The organism is Sulfitobacter sp. JL08, from assembly GCF_003352045.1.
Lineage (GTDB): Bacteria > Pseudomonadota > Alphaproteobacteria > Rhodobacterales > Rhodobacteraceae > JL08.
Genome location: NZ_CP025815.1, coordinates 550,059 through 564,472, shown reverse-complemented (window position 1 = coordinate 564,472; position 14,414 = coordinate 550,059). Strand labels below are relative to the sequence as shown.

The 14,414-nt window shown below is 56.0% G+C and carries 15 protein-coding genes; 7 read left to right on the top strand and 8 right to left on the bottom strand.

What is annotated here, in order from left to right; translation table 11 throughout:
• Positions 1 to 43 precede the first annotated feature (43 nt).
• Genes C1J05_RS02925 through C1J05_RS02905 form a run of 5 tightly spaced genes read right to left on the bottom strand, consistent with a single transcriptional unit; the run spans position 44 to position 4,865 of the window.
• Positions 44 to 802 (bottom strand): SDR family NAD(P)-dependent oxidoreductase, encoded by a 759-nt coding sequence (locus C1J05_RS02925; RefSeq protein WP_114868955.1) that lies wholly within the window; start codon positions 800 to 802, stop codon positions 44 to 46.
• 27 nt (positions 803 to 829) lie between these two features.
• Complete coding sequence (locus tag C1J05_RS02920) at positions 830 to 1,642, bottom strand: ABC transporter permease (protein WP_114868954.1); 813 nt, start codon at positions 1,640 to 1,642, stop codon at positions 830 to 832.
• A gap of 6 nt (positions 1,643 to 1,648) precedes the next feature.
• Positions 1,649 to 2,500 (bottom strand): ABC transporter permease, encoded by an 852-nt coding sequence (locus C1J05_RS02915; protein WP_114868953.1) that lies wholly within the window; start codon positions 2,498 to 2,500, stop codon positions 1,649 to 1,651.
• A 24-nt stretch (positions 2,501 to 2,524) separates the two neighbouring features.
• A complete protein-coding gene (locus C1J05_RS02910) occupies positions 2,525 to 3,682 on the bottom strand; it encodes an ABC transporter substrate-binding protein (RefSeq protein WP_114868952.1) in 1,158 nt (385 codons plus the stop codon).
• Positions 3,683 to 3,716: 34 nt separating this feature from the next.
• Positions 3,717 to 4,865: an ABC transporter ATP-binding protein gene (locus C1J05_RS02905; protein WP_114868951.1), complete on the bottom strand. Its 1,149-nt coding sequence runs from the start codon at positions 4,863 to 4,865 to the stop codon at positions 3,717 to 3,719.
• Positions 4,866 to 4,969: 104 nt separating this feature from the next.
• Between C1J05_RS02905 and C1J05_RS02900 the strand changes: the two genes are divergently transcribed.
• The gene (locus C1J05_RS02900) at positions 4,970 to 5,758 is read left to right on the top strand and encodes a helix-turn-helix transcriptional regulator (RefSeq protein WP_254684687.1); all 789 of its coding nucleotides are present in this window, start codon (positions 4,970 to 4,972) and stop codon (positions 5,756 to 5,758) included.
• Positions 5,759 to 5,782: 24 nt separating this feature from the next.
• Here C1J05_RS02900 and C1J05_RS02895 read toward each other — a convergent pair whose 3' ends face one another.
• From C1J05_RS02895 to C1J05_RS02885, 3 genes are all read right to left on the bottom strand, one after another.
• A complete protein-coding gene (locus C1J05_RS02895) occupies positions 5,783 to 6,922 on the bottom strand; it encodes a glycine cleavage T C-terminal barrel domain-containing protein (protein WP_114868949.1) in 1,140 nt (379 codons plus the stop codon).
• Between the two features lie 164 nt (positions 6,923 to 7,086).
• A complete protein-coding gene (locus tag C1J05_RS02890) occupies positions 7,087 to 7,578 on the bottom strand; it encodes an Lrp/AsnC family transcriptional regulator (protein ID WP_114868948.1) in 492 nt (163 codons plus the stop codon).
• A gap of 390 nt (positions 7,579 to 7,968) precedes the next feature.
• Positions 7,969 to 8,928: an IS5 family transposase gene (locus C1J05_RS02885; protein ID WP_114868636.1), complete on the bottom strand. Its 960-nt coding sequence runs from the start codon at positions 8,926 to 8,928 to the stop codon at positions 7,969 to 7,971.
• A gap of 102 nt (positions 8,929 to 9,030) precedes the next feature.
• Between C1J05_RS02885 and C1J05_RS02880 the strand changes: the two genes are divergently transcribed.
• The 6 genes from C1J05_RS02880 to C1J05_RS02855 all read left to right on the top strand — a co-directional run bounded on the left by C1J05_RS02880 (position 9,031) and on the right by C1J05_RS02855 (position 14,400).
• On the top strand, positions 9,031 to 9,405 hold the full coding sequence (locus C1J05_RS02880) for a hypothetical protein (protein ID WP_114868947.1): 375 nt from the start codon (positions 9,031 to 9,033) through the stop codon (positions 9,403 to 9,405).
• Between the two features lie 110 nt (positions 9,406 to 9,515).
• On the top strand, positions 9,516 to 9,803 hold the full coding sequence (locus C1J05_RS02875; protein WP_114868946.1) for a coiled coil domain-containing protein: 288 nt from the start codon (positions 9,516 to 9,518) through the stop codon (positions 9,801 to 9,803).
• Between the two features lie 16 nt (positions 9,804 to 9,819).
• Positions 9,820 to 10,287, top strand: a complete 468-nt coding sequence (locus C1J05_RS02870) for a hypothetical protein (protein WP_114868945.1) — start codon at positions 9,820 to 9,822, stop codon at positions 10,285 to 10,287.
• Between the two features lie 8 nt (positions 10,288 to 10,295).
• Positions 10,296 to 10,781 (top strand): bacterioferritin, encoded by a 486-nt coding sequence (locus C1J05_RS02865; protein ID WP_114868944.1) that lies wholly within the window; start codon positions 10,296 to 10,298, stop codon positions 10,779 to 10,781.
• Between the two features lie 268 nt (positions 10,782 to 11,049).
• Positions 11,050 to 11,613, top strand: a complete 564-nt coding sequence (locus C1J05_RS02860) for a hypothetical protein (protein ID WP_162797892.1) — start codon at positions 11,050 to 11,052, stop codon at positions 11,611 to 11,613.
• 114 nt (positions 11,614 to 11,727) lie between these two features.
• Positions 11,728 to 14,400: a cation-translocating P-type ATPase gene (locus tag C1J05_RS02855; RefSeq protein ID WP_114868942.1), complete on the top strand. Its 2,673-nt coding sequence runs from the start codon at positions 11,728 to 11,730 to the stop codon at positions 14,398 to 14,400.
• Positions 14,401 to 14,414: the final 14 nt, after the last annotated feature.

Here is a 14,414-nt window from a genome sequence, read left to right as displayed (position 1 = left end):
CGGACAAGTAAAATATGCCGTCTTTGGTCAGGTCAGTGCCCGTTCAAATACTTTCGCCGCCGTCAATGACCAATGCGTGCCCCGTCATGAACGAGGAATTGTCCGACGCCAGAAAAACGATACCGGCTGCGATCTCTTCCACGGTGCCAAAACGGCCCATCGGTATGGTTGCGTGTACATAATCTTCCAGCTTGTCGCGCCCGCCCATCTGGATTTCAAACCCGCGATTGAACGGCGTATCGACAAATCCGGGGCACAGCGAATTGAAACGAATGTTTTCCTTGGCGTAATCGGCCGCCATCTGGCGTGTCATCGCCAACACCGCATGTTTGGTGGTGGCATAGGCGATCATTTCACGGTCGTACTGAACTCCGGAATTTGACGAAGTGATGATAATGCTTCCGCCTCCCTGCGCGCGCATGGGGGCAATAGCGGCTTGCGCCGCGACAAAATGCGCCCGCACATTCAGCGCCCAAGATGCATCCATGTCGGCAACCGCCACTTGCTCAAGTTTGCCTTCAACCTGAAGGCCGGCATGGGAATGCAAAATATCCAGACGGCCTTTGGATCGGGCGGCCTTTTCGATGGACGCGATCAGGGCCTGATCGTCGGTCACATCCAGATGGATCGCTTCGGCGGCATATCCGGCCGCGATTATGGTTTTCACCAATGACTGCGCAGAGGATGCGTTGCAGTCCGTTACAAATACATATGCTCCTTCGCGGGCCATCGCCTGCGCCCCGGCCGCACCAATGCCGGATCCAGCACCGGTGACAAAAGCAACCTTGTTCTCAAGCAGCAAACCGAATTCCTTTCGAAACAGAAAAGGTCATCTTTTTGCCCCGCGCCGCAGAATAAGCTGCGCGATCACAAGCATGATCAGCGAGGCAAGCATTACCATGGTCCCGATGGCATTCACTTCCGGGGTGATACCGCGCCGAATGGACGAAAAGATATAGATCGGCAGTGTCGTTTCCGATCCGGCTACGAAAAAGGCAATGATGAAATCGTCAAAACTGAAGGTGAAACTGAGCAGAAAACCAGCAAGGATGGCCGGCGCAATCAGCGGCAGTGTAATCTGGCGGAACGTTCCAAAGGGCGTCGCGTAAAGATCCGCCGACGCCTCGTTCAGCGCCCCTTCCAAGCCGGCCAGTCGGGCACGCACAATGATCACCACAAGCGCCAGGGTAAACATCGTGTGCGCCGCGATCAAAGAGCCCATACCCATCGAAAGCGTTGGCGCCGATGCAGTGGTGGGCCACACCGCAGCCAGCCACGGGTTCACGACACCAAAGACAGTCACCAAAGCAATCAGGGTCGCGATACCGATCACAATACCCGGGATCATCACAGCTATATAGATAAGCGCATCAAATAAGGCCCGTGCAGGGCCGCGAATACCCTGCAATCCCACCGCAGCTAATGTACCCAGTATGCTGGCCAGCGTGGCCGAGACGAAGGCGACGAACAGGCTGTTTCCAAGTGCATCCATGACAAAAGGATTGTTCAACGCACGTCCGTACCACTGGACAGACAGGCCCTCTAGCTGGCTGGCACTGCGCCCCGCGCTGAAACTGAACAACGCGATGATTGCGATGGGCGTATAAAGAAAGATGTAAACACAGATAGCGTATATGCGCATGTCGCCTCACATCAGCGGAGCATCGTCGCGCTGAACATTCAGCCGCGAAATCAGACGCATATATAGGGTGACAGTCACTAGCATGATCACGATCAGCATCACGGCGACCGCAGATCCATAAGCCCAGTTGCGCGATTGCAGGAACAGGTCAACCAGCGCGTTGCCGACGAAAAACACCTTGCCGCCCCCCAGCAGTGCCGGGATCAGAAACTCTCCCATCAGCAGGATGAACACGAGCATGCACCCAGTGGCGATACCCGACAGGGACATTGGAAGTGTGACCGAAAGGAATGTCGTAAGCGGAGGTGCGCCAAGATCCGAGGATGCCTCGAGCAGGCGTTTGTCCAACCTGTCAAGGCTGACGTAGATTGGAAAGACCATCAGCGGCAGGTAGCCATAGATGATCCCCACCAAAACCGCGAATGGCGTATTGATAAGGCGGATGCCTTCCAGACCGACGATATCCAGCAGCGCAGGAATACCACGCCCGCCAAGGATAAAAATCCACGCGTAGCTGCGAATCAGGATTGACGTCCAGAACGGGACGATAACCAGTACCAGCAGCAGTGTTTTCCATTTATCGCTGGTACGCACGGCAAGTTGATAGGCCAAGGGATACGCGATCAGCAGCGCCGCCAGTGTGCCCAGTGGCGCCAGCATCAGCGTGTTTTTGAACGCCGTGAACCGCGCTGGCAGGTTGGCATATTGTTCAAAGGTAAACGCCGGTACATATCCGCCCGAAGGCGCTCGTTCACCGAAGCTGAAAACAAATACGACAGAAAGCGGCAGCACCAGCATTACCAGCAGCCAGGCGCCCGCCGGGGCGACCAACAACCAATTTCTTGCGCGCTGGGTCATAAGCTGCCGCTTTCTTGTTCTGGATCAGGCCGATTTGAACCGCGCCATCAGTTCGGCACGATTGGGATCGGTCAGGGTGGCAGCGGCACCAAATTCAAGAGCATTCAACAACTCTGCTGCCGGATAGAGGATCGGATCGTTCAGAATCTCCTCGGGCAACAGTTCATTGGTGCGACTGTCCGCGACCGGATACCCGTGTGCCAGCACTTCACGCGCGTTGACTTCGGGATCCAGCATGAAGTTGATCAGCGCATAGGCAGCCTCCGTATGGGGCGCGCCTTTGGGAATTGCGTAATAATCGCTCCACAATTCGCCGCCCTCTTTGCCTAGGATATACTGGATTTCGGTGATGTCGGTATTCAGTTGCTTACCATCACCTGTCCAGCAAATCGTCATCCAGGCATCGCCTGAACGCATTGCAGGCTGATAATCGGAAGATATTGCAAAAAGATGCGGTTTGACTGCTATCAGCAGTTTTTCCGCGTCTGCCAGTTCGCTTTCATCAACCGAGTTGAACGAATAGCCATGGTAATTCAGGGCGGCCCCGATCGTGGTCAGCTGATAGTCATGCACCATTGTCCGGCCCGAGAAATCATCCATGGTCCGGTCAAAAAAGTCCTTCCAGCTGTCCATACCATTGCCACCGGTGTGGCTGGTATTCAGCGCAAATCCGGTTGTGCCCCAGTTCTTTGGAACAGCATAAAGAACACCGTCTACGGTACCCGCATCGGAAAAACGGGGATCAAATGCGCTGGCATCGTAATTGGGCAACTTGGACACATCGAGAGGTTCGATCAATTCTTCTTCGACATAGGTCGTGATCGTGTAATTCGTTGGAACAAATACATCCCAACCGCTGCCGCCAGCCTGAAGCTTCGCAAGCATTTCTTCATTCGAACCAAAGACGTTCACTTGCATGAACGCACCGGTCTGTTCGGTGAACATGTCGAAATTCGCCTGATCGTGGTAGTTTGGCCAAGTGGCCAAGACGACACGATCGCCAATATCGCCAGCCGCATAGGCCGGGTTTGCCCGAAGGCCCGGCAGGGCCGTTCCGATCACGGCAGACGCAGCGCCCAGACCTGTAACGCCAAGGAAATGCCGCCGCGTGACCGAGCCTTTCTGGTAGCGGCGCAGTTCTTCCATGAACTTCTTTTTCGAGATTGAGGTATCTTCTGACATTGTTCAGTTCTCCTTGTTGATTGGATTCTTGGTCTTAGTCATTCTTCAGGATCAAAGCGGCATCGGGGGACCAGTGGACCCATGCGGTATCGCCTTTCTGTAACGTGTCCAAACTGCTGTGGGATTGGCGCGGTGCCATAACGGCGATGCTGCCAAGCTTGGCGTGCCGGACAAGGTATTCTGTATGTTCACCCAGAAAAATCCGGTTCTGGATCGTAACTTGAAGCGTTCCGGGCGCTTCGACATTGCTCATCAGGATCTGTTCGGGGCGGATGCTGACACAGGCCGCTTCGCCTTTGGCGAAAGCCCCTGTGCTGACCGCATCATAGCTGCGCCCGTCAGCCAGGGATACTTTCACTGTTTGGCCTGTGACCGACGCAATCTTGCCGTCGAAGAAGTTCGATGTTCCGACGAAATCAGCCACATATCTGCTTTGGGGGCGATCATACAACTCGCGGGGCGTCCCGATCTGCACGATCTCTCCCGCGCGCATCACACAAATGCGGTCACTAAGCGACAGCGCCTCTTCCTGATCATGGGTGACAAGGACGAAAGTGATATCCAACTGGCGTTGCAAATCCTGAAGCTCGATCTGCATCTCTTTCCGAAGTTTCCGGTCCAGCGCGGCAAGAGGTTCATCAAGCAATAGCAGCTGCGGCTCGTTGACGATCGCACGCGCGAGGGCGACGCGCTGTTGCTGCCCACCGGACATTTCCCAGATACGCCGGTCTTTGAAATCCGACAGGCGTACAGTATCCAGCGCGCGCTTCACTTTTTCCTGTATTAAGGCGGACGCCAGTCTGGGCCGCTGTTGTTTCAGGCCATAAGCAATGTTCTGGCCAACCGTGAGGTGCGGAAACAACGCATAGCTTTGAAAGACCATGTTGACCGGGCGTTGATAGGCCGCCAGCCCTGACACATCTTTCCCATCTATCAAAACGGTCCCGGCAGTCGGGGATTCGAACCCGGCAAGCATACGCAGAGCCGTGGTTTTGCCACATCCGGACGGCCCCAGAAAGGAAAGGAATTCGCCCGGTGAAATGCTAAGGTCGAACTGGCGGACAGCTTGAACATCGCCATAGCTTTTTGACACGTTTCGAAGTTCGGCCACCGGACCGGAAAGCGGTTCGGGCGATTTTCCGGCGTATCCATCGGTTTGGATGATTTCAGCAGCTTTTGTCATTTATAACATATCTCACTCATGACCTAATCTGAAGAAAATATACTCTTTATGTAAATATTCTTTTTGTTATACATATCGCGAAATAGGAGCGAGGGTCCGGCATTTTGACCAAATGGAATACACAAGCCGCACGCATTATCGACAACCTGGAAAGCGATGCGCTGCCGGCTGTCCTGTCTCAGGCACTGAACAGCATTGTTGAATTCGACTTTACCGTGATCTTTGGCTACGTCGGCAATGCTCGGCCTCTGGCTCTTTTTGATGATTTTTCACCGAAACGCCGCGTGATGCATGTAGATGATTACCAGGAGGGACCATATCTGCTTGATCCGTTTTATCTGGCGGCGACCGGAGATGTTGAACCCGGCCTTTGGCGTCTTAGCGAAATTGCCCCGGACAGATTCTATCAGGGTGAATATTTTCGCAGCTATTATGCGCGGACTGGCCTTGCCGAAGAAATCGGCTTTCTCGTCAATGTTCATGAAAACCTGACAACCGTCCTGTCATTGATGCGCAAAGACCGCAAGTTCAGCAAAACCGAAATTAAGACCCTGAACTCTGTCTGGCCTGTGGTGGACGCCGCCTGCCGCAGGCATTGGCGCGACACAGCGACCGAAATGCTGGAACCCGTCCCGCTTGCAGACATGAACATCGAACGGGCATTTCGTGAAATCGGCGAGGGTGTGCTGACCCCGCGCGAACGCGAGGTCGTTGAGCTTACTCTTCGAGGACACTCGGCAGACGCCCTTGGAAAGTTGCTTGGCATTTCCTCGGGGACCGTCAGAATCCACAGAAGGAACATCTATGCCAAGCTGCGTATCAGCTCGCAAGGAGAGCTTTTTTCCGTGTTTATCGCCGCCCTCGCGAACTCGTCCCTGAACGCCGCAATCTAGCCAGAGGCGTTTTGCAACAGCGCGCTAAGCGGCCGCGATCTGTTTCTTGGGGTCGTAAAAAGGACGTTCGACAATGGTTGCGCGGACAGGTCCGGAATTGGTCACAACCTCGACGTTCATCCCGATATTGGCGTGCTCTGCCGATACTATTGCCAAAGCGATGTTCCGCTCCAGCCTTGGGGAATAGACAGCCGATGTAACCTTGCCGATTGCATCACCACCAAGATTTATCGCCCAGAACGTCGTGTTCGGACCCTTGAGCGGCTCACCGTCAATAATCAGACCGACCTGATTGCGGCTGACACCTTGTTCCTTGATACGCCGCAGCGCCGATTTGCCTATGAATTCTGCTTCCATGTCCAGATTCACAAGCCGATCCAGACCCAGTTCATAGGGGTTCGTGTTCATGTCTGCATCCGCGTGGTAGGATAACATGCCGCCTTCGATCCGGCGGATCGAAGACGTATGGCCGGGTTTCAACCCAAAGGGCATGCCCGCCGCCATAATGGTTTCCCACAAAAGATCGCCTTTGGAACCGTCGCGAAGGTAAATCTCATAGCCCAGTTCGCTTGACCATCCGGTACGCGAGACGATCAGAGGAATGCCGTCAAGCTCGACCTCGCGCAGCCAGTAATAGCGCAAATCAGCGATATCACTGCCGAACAGCGCCTGCATGATCTCACCTGATTTTGGGCCCTGCAATTGCAGCGGAGACACGTCGGGCTCTCGGATCGTGACATCAAGACCAGAATTCACAGCCACGCCTTGCGCCCACAACAAGATATCGCTGTCCGCAAGCGAAATCCAAAAATGGTTTTCAGCCAGACGCAGCAAGATCGGATCGTTCAGAATTCCGCCATCCGCATTCGTGATCAGGATGTATTTGCATTGCCCTACAGACATCTTGGACAGATCGCGACATGTCAGCATCTGGGTAAATTTCGCCGCATCCGGCCCGGTAATTTCTACCTGACGCTCGACGGCTACATCACACAGGATCGCATCGTTCACGAGAGTCCAGAAATTCATCTCCGGATCGCCGAAATCGCGCGGGATATACATGTGGTTGTAGACCGAAAACCCTTGCGCGCCCCAGCGGACCGTTGCGTCAAAGTAAGGGGATTTGCGGATCTGAGTACCAAAACCAAAATCATCTGCTTGCATTGTAACGTCCTCCCGTTTTGCCAGCGCTTCTGTCGGTCAAAATCTACGTAGACCTGAAGGTCATTTAGTGCAGGTGGGGGTGTAAAAGCAGGCCAATAAACTCGAGATATCGGACCAAACAGACTGTTTTTCAGCCACCAGACGGTCCGTTCGGACCGACGGCGCTATTTCTCGTTCGTGGCGGCAAGTTTCGCAAGGTTCGGTTGGGTCGATTTCACCCGACGAGTCGCGATGTAAGTCATATACCGGTCGATACCCAGATCTGCTGCGAGAAACGACTCCATCAAAGTCTGGAAGGATGACAGACTTGGGCAGACGACTTCCATGACATAGTCCATGCCTCCGCCAGTGGCGACGCAGTCCGTAACCTCATCCAGATTTTTGATGAAAGCCTCGAACCGGTCAAAATCGGCCTTGCGGTGATGAGTCAGCGAAACAGTCACGATCACCTGCGTAAAATCGGAAATTCGGTCCAGCGCGATTTCCGCATTGTATCCTTTGATATAGCCTGCAGCCTTCAGCCTGTCCAAACGGGCCCAGCACGGGGTGGGAGAAATGTTGCAAATCTCAGCCAGCTTGGTCTTGCTCAACTGTCCGTTTCGCTGAACCGCGCTGAGTATGCGAATATCAGTCGCATCTAGGCTAAGTCTTTTCATTCACTCGAAACTTTCATTGCGTCTTACTCCCACAGGGGCAAAAGCGCGTTGCTGCTGACGTTTTGAATGCCTTCTTATCCTATCAAAGCCAGATCAGTGACCAGTTTTGCGACCAAATCTGACACACCGGCGTCGGTGTCTTTTTGATCCTGCATGCGCAGGCGGGCAACCACACGTTGCCACCGCAATCAGGATTGATCGATGTTAATGCGATGCAGCGATCGGAATTTCACCATACGGGCAGTTAAGGAACGTCTGATCAACGCCTTCGGCTTCGCCGCCGTGCCGGCTTGAAGGTAGTTTGGGGCGTCAGACGTCCCATTTCCAGCGATTTTCCCGCTGTTTCGGCCGCCTGAGTGGCGGTTTCGGCGTTTTTGGGCAGACTCTGCCTCATGCTGCCAGCTTTCTCCGGGTCATGAACAGGTTGCCGAGGGCGAAGAGCGTGAACAGATGCGCCCGGTTCTTGGCCAGCCCACGGTAGCGCGTCTTCACGTGGCCGAACTGGCGCTTCAGGATCCGGAACGGGTGCTCAACCTTGGCCCGGACCTTTGCGATGATCCGGTTGATCTGCACGTCGAGCGGATCCAGTTCGCCACCTTTGGGTGCCTTGCGCATCACGCCCCAGAACCGGCCTGCATCCTTGGTGAAGGCCGCCTCTCGTTCGGAATGCACGTAGCCCTTGTCCGCCCAGACGGATGTTTCGTTGCCGTGCAGCAGTTCGTCCCAGACCTGGCTATCGTGGGTCTTGGCAGTGGTGGTCTCCAGGCTGTGGACGATGCCGCTGTCTGCATCGACGCCAACATGGGCCTTCATGCCGAAGTACCAGTCATTACCCTTCTTGGTGGATGACATCTCGGGATCGCGGGCCTTGGCTTCATTCTTGGTCGAGGACGGCGCATCGATGATCGTCGCATCCACCAACGTGCCAGAGCGCAGCGTGACGCCCTTGTCGGCAAGATAGGCATTCACCTCGGCAAACAGCTTCTCGGTCAGCTGATGCTTCTCCAGCAGGTGCCGGAAGTTCAGGATCGTTGTTTCGTCGGGGATGCGGTCATCGCCAAGCTCGATACCGGCAAACCGGCGCATGGCCTCGCTGTCATACAGGCTCTCTTCGGCCATCGGATCGCTCAGCGCGTACCAGCTCTGAAGGAAATACACTCGCAGCATCGTCTCCAGTGGCATCGGTGGCCGACCACCCTTTGACCCAACCTTCGGATAGTGCGGCTCGATCAGCGCCAACAGACGACCCCAAGGCACCACCGCATCCATCTCCGACAGGAACTTCTCGCGGCGCGTCACCTTCTTCTTCACCGCATCACCAAGGCCGGGAATGGCAGGCTGTTTGGGCATCGGCGGGCTCCTCTCTCATCCGCAGAAACCATACCAAATCACGCCAAAATGGGGGAGTTCTTCAGAGATTCCTTAAGATGTACCCAGGAACGGAGGCCCGACATGGTCAGGTCAGTTGATTCCGCACTTGCTGATGTAATGAAGCAAACGCAAGCGGCGGTTATGCTCAGTCCCGCGCTGCGCCCATGGGGCAAACAGTACTGGCAGGCACAGGCCAAAATGCTTGAAGAGGCCGAGAGCTTTGCCGAACGCTGGTTCGAGCGGCGGCACACAGCGACAAACACCGCATTGAAAGCGGTCGATAACATTACAAACGGGGCATCAAACCCGTCAGACGCGCTCAAGATCGTATCGGACTGGCAGCGCTATTCCATGGAACGCATTGTGCAGGATTTTCAGGAATGGGCCGAATTGTGCACGCGCTGCGCATGCCATGTGTCGGCCGCCGAAACCGAAACCGGGAACGAAGCGCCTTAAAAGATCGCAAACAAGGTGGCACGCGGGTCCGAAGCGAAACACGCGACGCCAGTGTGTTGACGCTCCATCCCGGAAATTAATGAAACCCAAAGGAGCAAGGAGACGACCAAATGGATGACAAAGACGCATATGCAGACAAGCTTCAGGCGCGGCTTGACCAGTGGCGCGCCGAAATCGACAAGCTTCAGGCCAAGGCAAAAGAGGCCAGCGCAGACACAAAGCTGACCTATCAAAAGCAAGTCGACGACCTTCGCGAAAAGCAAAAGGAAGCCGAGAAAAAGCTGGACGAACTTGGCGAGGCGCAGGGCAAGGCGTGGGAAGACTTCAAAGCCGGTGTCGAAGCTGCCTGGGATGATCTTGGCAAGGCTGTTCGCAGCGCTTCGGATCGGTTCAGTTGATCAGGGAGGCACTGAAATGACTATTGGAAAACAGACCATTGCCGCCGCCGTGCTGGCCATCGGGATGGTGACGCATGGTTCGGCATGGGCCCAGTCAAACGAACCGATCACGATCGGCGATGTGCAGGCCGAACTGTCTGATGTGTACGGAGCAATCGCAAGCTATTCGTCGCAGCAACGGGATGAAGCGTTGGACGCTATCGGCAATTCGCTTGATCGCATCGACGCCGAAATTGAAGTGCTTGAAAACCGCGCCCGCGAAAACTGGGCCGACATGTCCGAGGCCGCGCAAGACAGAACATCCGCCGCGCTGCAAGAGTTGCGCGCCCGCCGCAACAGGCTGGGCGAGATGTACGGTGCCATGACCCAAGGCACCGATGCGGCATGGGACGAATTGATCAGCGGGCTTGGCCGCGCATGGGACGAACTGAACACGGCATGGAGCGCCGCCGTCGACGATGCAAACAGCAACACGAACGAATGAGAAAAATTATGAAAAACACGAAGAACAGCATTGATAATCTGCAAAAAGCACTGGGCATGGAACTGACGGCAATCCAACAGTATCTGCTGCACGCTCATGTGCTTGACGACTGGGGTCTTGACGTGTTGGCAAACCAGATGCGCACCGAGATGACCGAAGAGCTTGGCCATGCCGGCCGCTTTATCGAACGCATCCTGTTTCTGGGTGGCGATCCGGTTCTGGAAGCGACCAGGACTCCGAAACGTTCGGACTCGCTTGAACAGATGTTCAGTGCTGACCTTGAAGAAGAAAAAGGCGCCATCGAATTCTATACATCTGCCGCCAAGGCAGCGGACGATGACAGGGACATTGGCACAAGGATGCTGTTTGAAGCCATTGTGATCGACGAAGAAGGCCACATGGATTGGCTTGATCGCCAGCTTGGCCTGCTCGACCGTATGGGAGAGCCGACCTATATCGCGAAAAACACCAGCGATGCGGCCAGCGGCGGTTGAATTCGCATTCGTGGTCTTTGACCCTGCCCTGATCCGTACGGAAGACTTTCAGGCTGGAACATCAGTTTCTTGTGGCGTGAGCCAGAGGTTTTTCTGAAACACCGGAACCATTTCGGGCGTATCGCCGTTATTGGTAAAAAAGCGTTTAGAACCGGGGAAAGACCTTATCGGCTCTTTTTACAAAGGCCGACATGCAATTCTTTGCCGCGGATCAGGAAGCCGATGCTTGCCAATGGCTGAAAAGCGCGCCCTTGGATCAGGAGCCGACATGACAACAGACAAGGGATCGCCACGGCCAGAGCCCAAACCGGAATATGAAATTGAAAACTCGGTGCTGATGGCTCGGGCCGAAACCGGATTTATCCGGCTGGCTGCCGTGGTCTATGCCGCCGCCGCGCTTGCGATGGTGTCTATTTCCGTGGGGTTGATCACTGTCTCTTTTCTTCGGGTCTACGATGCCTTCCGACACCACAACAACGCCGAAAGTGCGTTGCTTGAAGCGGTCAGTTCCCTTGTAATTTCCGTCGCAATTCTGGACGTGGCGAAATACGTGATGGAAGAAGAAGTGCTGCACAGCCGCGAATTGCGCAACCCGTCAGAAGCGCGCGAAGCGGTTACAAAATTCATGGTGATCATTGCGTTGGTGGTGGCCATCGAAGGTATCGTTCTGGTGTTTGAACTGGGCAATTCCAAACCTGAACTTCTGCTTTATCCGATCTTCTTGCTGGCCATGTCGGTCATCATCGTGGTGGGGCTGGGTGTGTTCCAGCGGCTCAGCCTGCAGGCAGAGGAACGGCTGGCTGATGCCAAGGGCGACCCCGAAACCCGTTAGGCCCGGTGTGTAATCCGGCGCAATTGTTTAATCTGCGTTAAGACACGAGCGCGCGCGCAAGGGCACTATCGCGTCACACGGTGCCGCTGGGCGCACCTTGGCAAATGGAGAATTATGGTGCGCAAGGGTTCCAGCGATGCCGCTTACTGCATGTCTGTTCAGGCTCTTGCCGGGTCTCTGGGCTCTGATCCAAAGACAGGATTAAGCGACAACGAGGCAAAGAAGCGGCTTGCGGCGCACGGACCGAACCGCCTGCGTCGCCAGAAGCGGAAAAGCGCGCTGACAATCCTGTTGCATCAGTTCAGCAGTATCATTGTCTGGCTTCTGACAGCGGCGGCTGCGATGTCCTTTGTTCTGGGGGATATCGCCGAAGGCGTCGCCATCGCCTTTGTGCTGATCCTCAATTCGGCCATCGGTTTTTTCACCGAACTCAAGGCCGCCCGCTCCATGGAAGCACTGATGCGCATTGCCGAGGTGCGCACACGCGTGCGGCGCGATGGCAAGGTGCGCATGATTGACGCGCACGGACTGGTGCCCGGGGATGTGGTGATTGTTGAGGCGGGTGACGTCGTCACCGCTGATCTGCGACTGAGCGAGGCATCGAACCTGCAAGCGGATGAATCCGTGCTTACGGGCGAATCCGCCCCGGTGGCGAAAAACACGGACCCTGCGGACAAGGACACCGCCTTGGGTGATCGCTTTGGCATGGCATACAAGGGCACGGCAATCACACAAGGCTCCGGTGAAGGAATTGTAACCGCAACCGGCATGGAGACCGAACTTGGCCGGATCAGTGATCTGGCACAAAGCGCTGAGGGCGAGGTTGCGCCGCTGGAACGGCGTCTCGACAAACTTGGCCATCGTCTGGTCTGGCTGACACTGGCCCTTGCTGCGCTGACCATCGGGGCTGGTGTCCTGCGCGGGCACGAAGTCACCGTTATGGTGCAAACCGGTGTCGCGCTCGCGGTGGCCGCCGTGCCCGAGGGACTGCCGGTTGTGGCAACGCTAAGCCTTGCGCGCGGCATGTGGCGGATGAGCCGGCGCAATGCACTGATCACCCGGTTGTCTTCGGTCGAAACGCTGGGGGCAACAACGGTGATCCTGACCGACAAGACCGGCACTTTGACCGAAAATCGCATGACGGTTGTCCGGTACCTTCTGGCCAAAGACGATGTGGATGTCGAAGATGCAACCCAACAGCCCGAAGCTGAAAGCCCGATGGGCTGGGCATTACGGATCGGGGCGTTGTGCAATAATGCCGAACTTGGAGACGGCACAGAGGATGGTCGCTCTGGCGATCCAATGGAAATCGCGCTGTTGGCGGCCGCCAATGACCTGGGTACGTCCCGACAGACACTTCTTGACGATATGCCCGAGGTCAGGGAACACGCCTTTGATCCGGACACCAAGATGATGGCGACGGTGCACCAGGCCAAAAGCGGGTTTCTGTTTGCCGTCAAAGGCGCGCCCGAGGCAGTGATCAAAGCCTGTACCCGCGTGATGTGGAATGGCGGCCCGCAGGACATAACCGAAGAGAAGCGCGGGGAATGGACAAAGCGCAATGCCACAGCGGCACAGGACGGTCTGCGCCTTCTGGCTCTTGCGATGAAAGAAGATGCGGCGGCGGACGGAAAGCCTTACGAAAACCTGACTCTGGTTGGACTGGTGGGTTTTCTTGATCCCGTGCGCGAGGACGTTCCCGCCGCGATAGAGGCCTGCCGCGCGGCCGGTGTGCGGGTGATCATGCTGACCGGTGATCACGCGGACACAGCCAAGACCATCGCGCACGAGGCCAGCCTTGGCGACAGCGACATGACCGTGATCGAAAGTGGCGAACTGTCCGGTCTGGATGCGGAAACACTCAGCGACAGTGATCGCACCCGCATTCTGGAGGCAGATGTGTTTGCCCGCGTCTCACCCGAAACGAAACTAACCCTTGTGTCGGTGTTTCAGAAGGCAGGACACGTCGTTGCCATGACAGGTGACGGTGTGAACGATGCCCCGGCTTTGAAAAAGGCCGATATAGGCATCGCGATGGGCCAGCGCGGCACACAGGTTGCGCAGGAAGCTGCGCATATGGTTCTGCAAGACGATGCCTTTGCAACCATCATTGCGGCCATGCGGCAGGGCCGGGTGATCTTTGACAACATTCGCAAATTTGTTGTGTACCTGATGTCATGCAATGTCAGCGAGGTTCTGGTCGTGGGGCTGGCCGTGGGTGCGGGGTTGCCCGCGCCGCTTTTGCCCCTGCAAATCCTGTTTCTCAATCTTGTTACCGACATCTTTCCCGCCTTTGCGCTGGGGCTGGGCAAGGGTGATGAAAACGTGATGACAAAACCCCCGCGCAACCCGGCAGAGGCCATCATAGATCGACCACGTTGGGTTCTGATCGGCGTTCTTGGCGCGTCAATCACCATCGCAACGCTTGGCGCTTTCGCTGTCGCGCTGTTCTGGCTGGGTGTTGAAACCGGCCCGGCGGTGACAGTGGCCTTTCTGACACTTGCACTGGCGCAGCTTTGGAACGTGTTCAATGTGCGCGATACCGATTCAAACCTTTTTCGAAACGAGGTCACGCGCAACGGATACGTCTGGGGTGCAATCGTGCTGTGTCTGGGGTTGATCGGCCTCGCGCTTTGGTTTCCGCCGCTGGCCGGCCTTCTGGGTTTGCCGACCCCTGGGATCACCGGACTTGCCCTGGCGGCTGCGGCAAGCTTTGTGCCGCTGCTTTTTGGACAGGTATGGGTCTGGCTGGGCGAGCCTTCGGATCGGGTAGGCCGCGAGCGCTGAATTTTTGTTACCTT

Excerpts from the sequence above, each read along its gene's own strand:
- C1J05_RS02860 (WP_162797892.1), top strand. The coding sequence starts at position 11,050 with ATGACAACAGACAAGGGATCGCCACGGCCAGAGCCCAAACCGGAATAT.
- C1J05_RS02880 (WP_114868947.1), top strand. The coding sequence starts at position 9,031 with ATGGTCAGGTCAGTTGATTCCGCACTTGCTGATGTAATGAAGCAAACG.
- C1J05_RS02910 (WP_114868952.1), bottom strand. The coding sequence starts at position 3,682 with ATGTCAGAAGATACCTCAATCTCGAAAAAGAAGTTCATGGAAGAACTG.
- C1J05_RS02915 (WP_114868953.1), bottom strand. The coding sequence starts at position 2,500 with ATGACCCAGCGCGCAAGAAATTGGTTGTTGGTCGCCCCGGCGGGCGCC.
- C1J05_RS02870 (WP_114868945.1), top strand. The coding sequence starts at position 9,820 with ATGACTATTGGAAAACAGACCATTGCCGCCGCCGTGCTGGCCATCGGG.
- C1J05_RS02905 (WP_114868951.1), bottom strand. The coding sequence starts at position 4,865 with ATGACAAAAGCTGCTGAAATCATCCAAACCGATGGATACGCCGGAAAA.
- C1J05_RS02885 (WP_114868636.1), bottom strand. The coding sequence starts at position 8,928 with ATGCCCAAACAGCCTGCCATTCCCGGCCTTGGTGATGCGGTGAAGAAG.
- C1J05_RS02875 (WP_114868946.1), top strand. The coding sequence starts at position 9,516 with ATGGATGACAAAGACGCATATGCAGACAAGCTTCAGGCGCGGCTTGAC.
- C1J05_RS02895 (WP_114868949.1), bottom strand. The coding sequence starts at position 6,922 with ATGCAAGCAGATGATTTTGGTTTTGGTACTCAGATCCGCAAATCCCCT.
- C1J05_RS02890 (WP_114868948.1), bottom strand. The coding sequence starts at position 7,578 with ATGAAAAGACTTAGCCTAGATGCGACTGATATTCGCATACTCAGCGCG.
- C1J05_RS02920 (WP_114868954.1), bottom strand. The coding sequence starts at position 1,642 with ATGCGCATATACGCTATCTGTGTTTACATCTTTCTTTATACGCCCATC.
- C1J05_RS02865 (WP_114868944.1), top strand. The coding sequence starts at position 10,296 with ATGAAAAACACGAAGAACAGCATTGATAATCTGCAAAAAGCACTGGGC.
- C1J05_RS02855 (WP_114868942.1), top strand. The coding sequence starts at position 11,728 with ATGGTGCGCAAGGGTTCCAGCGATGCCGCTTACTGCATGTCTGTTCAG.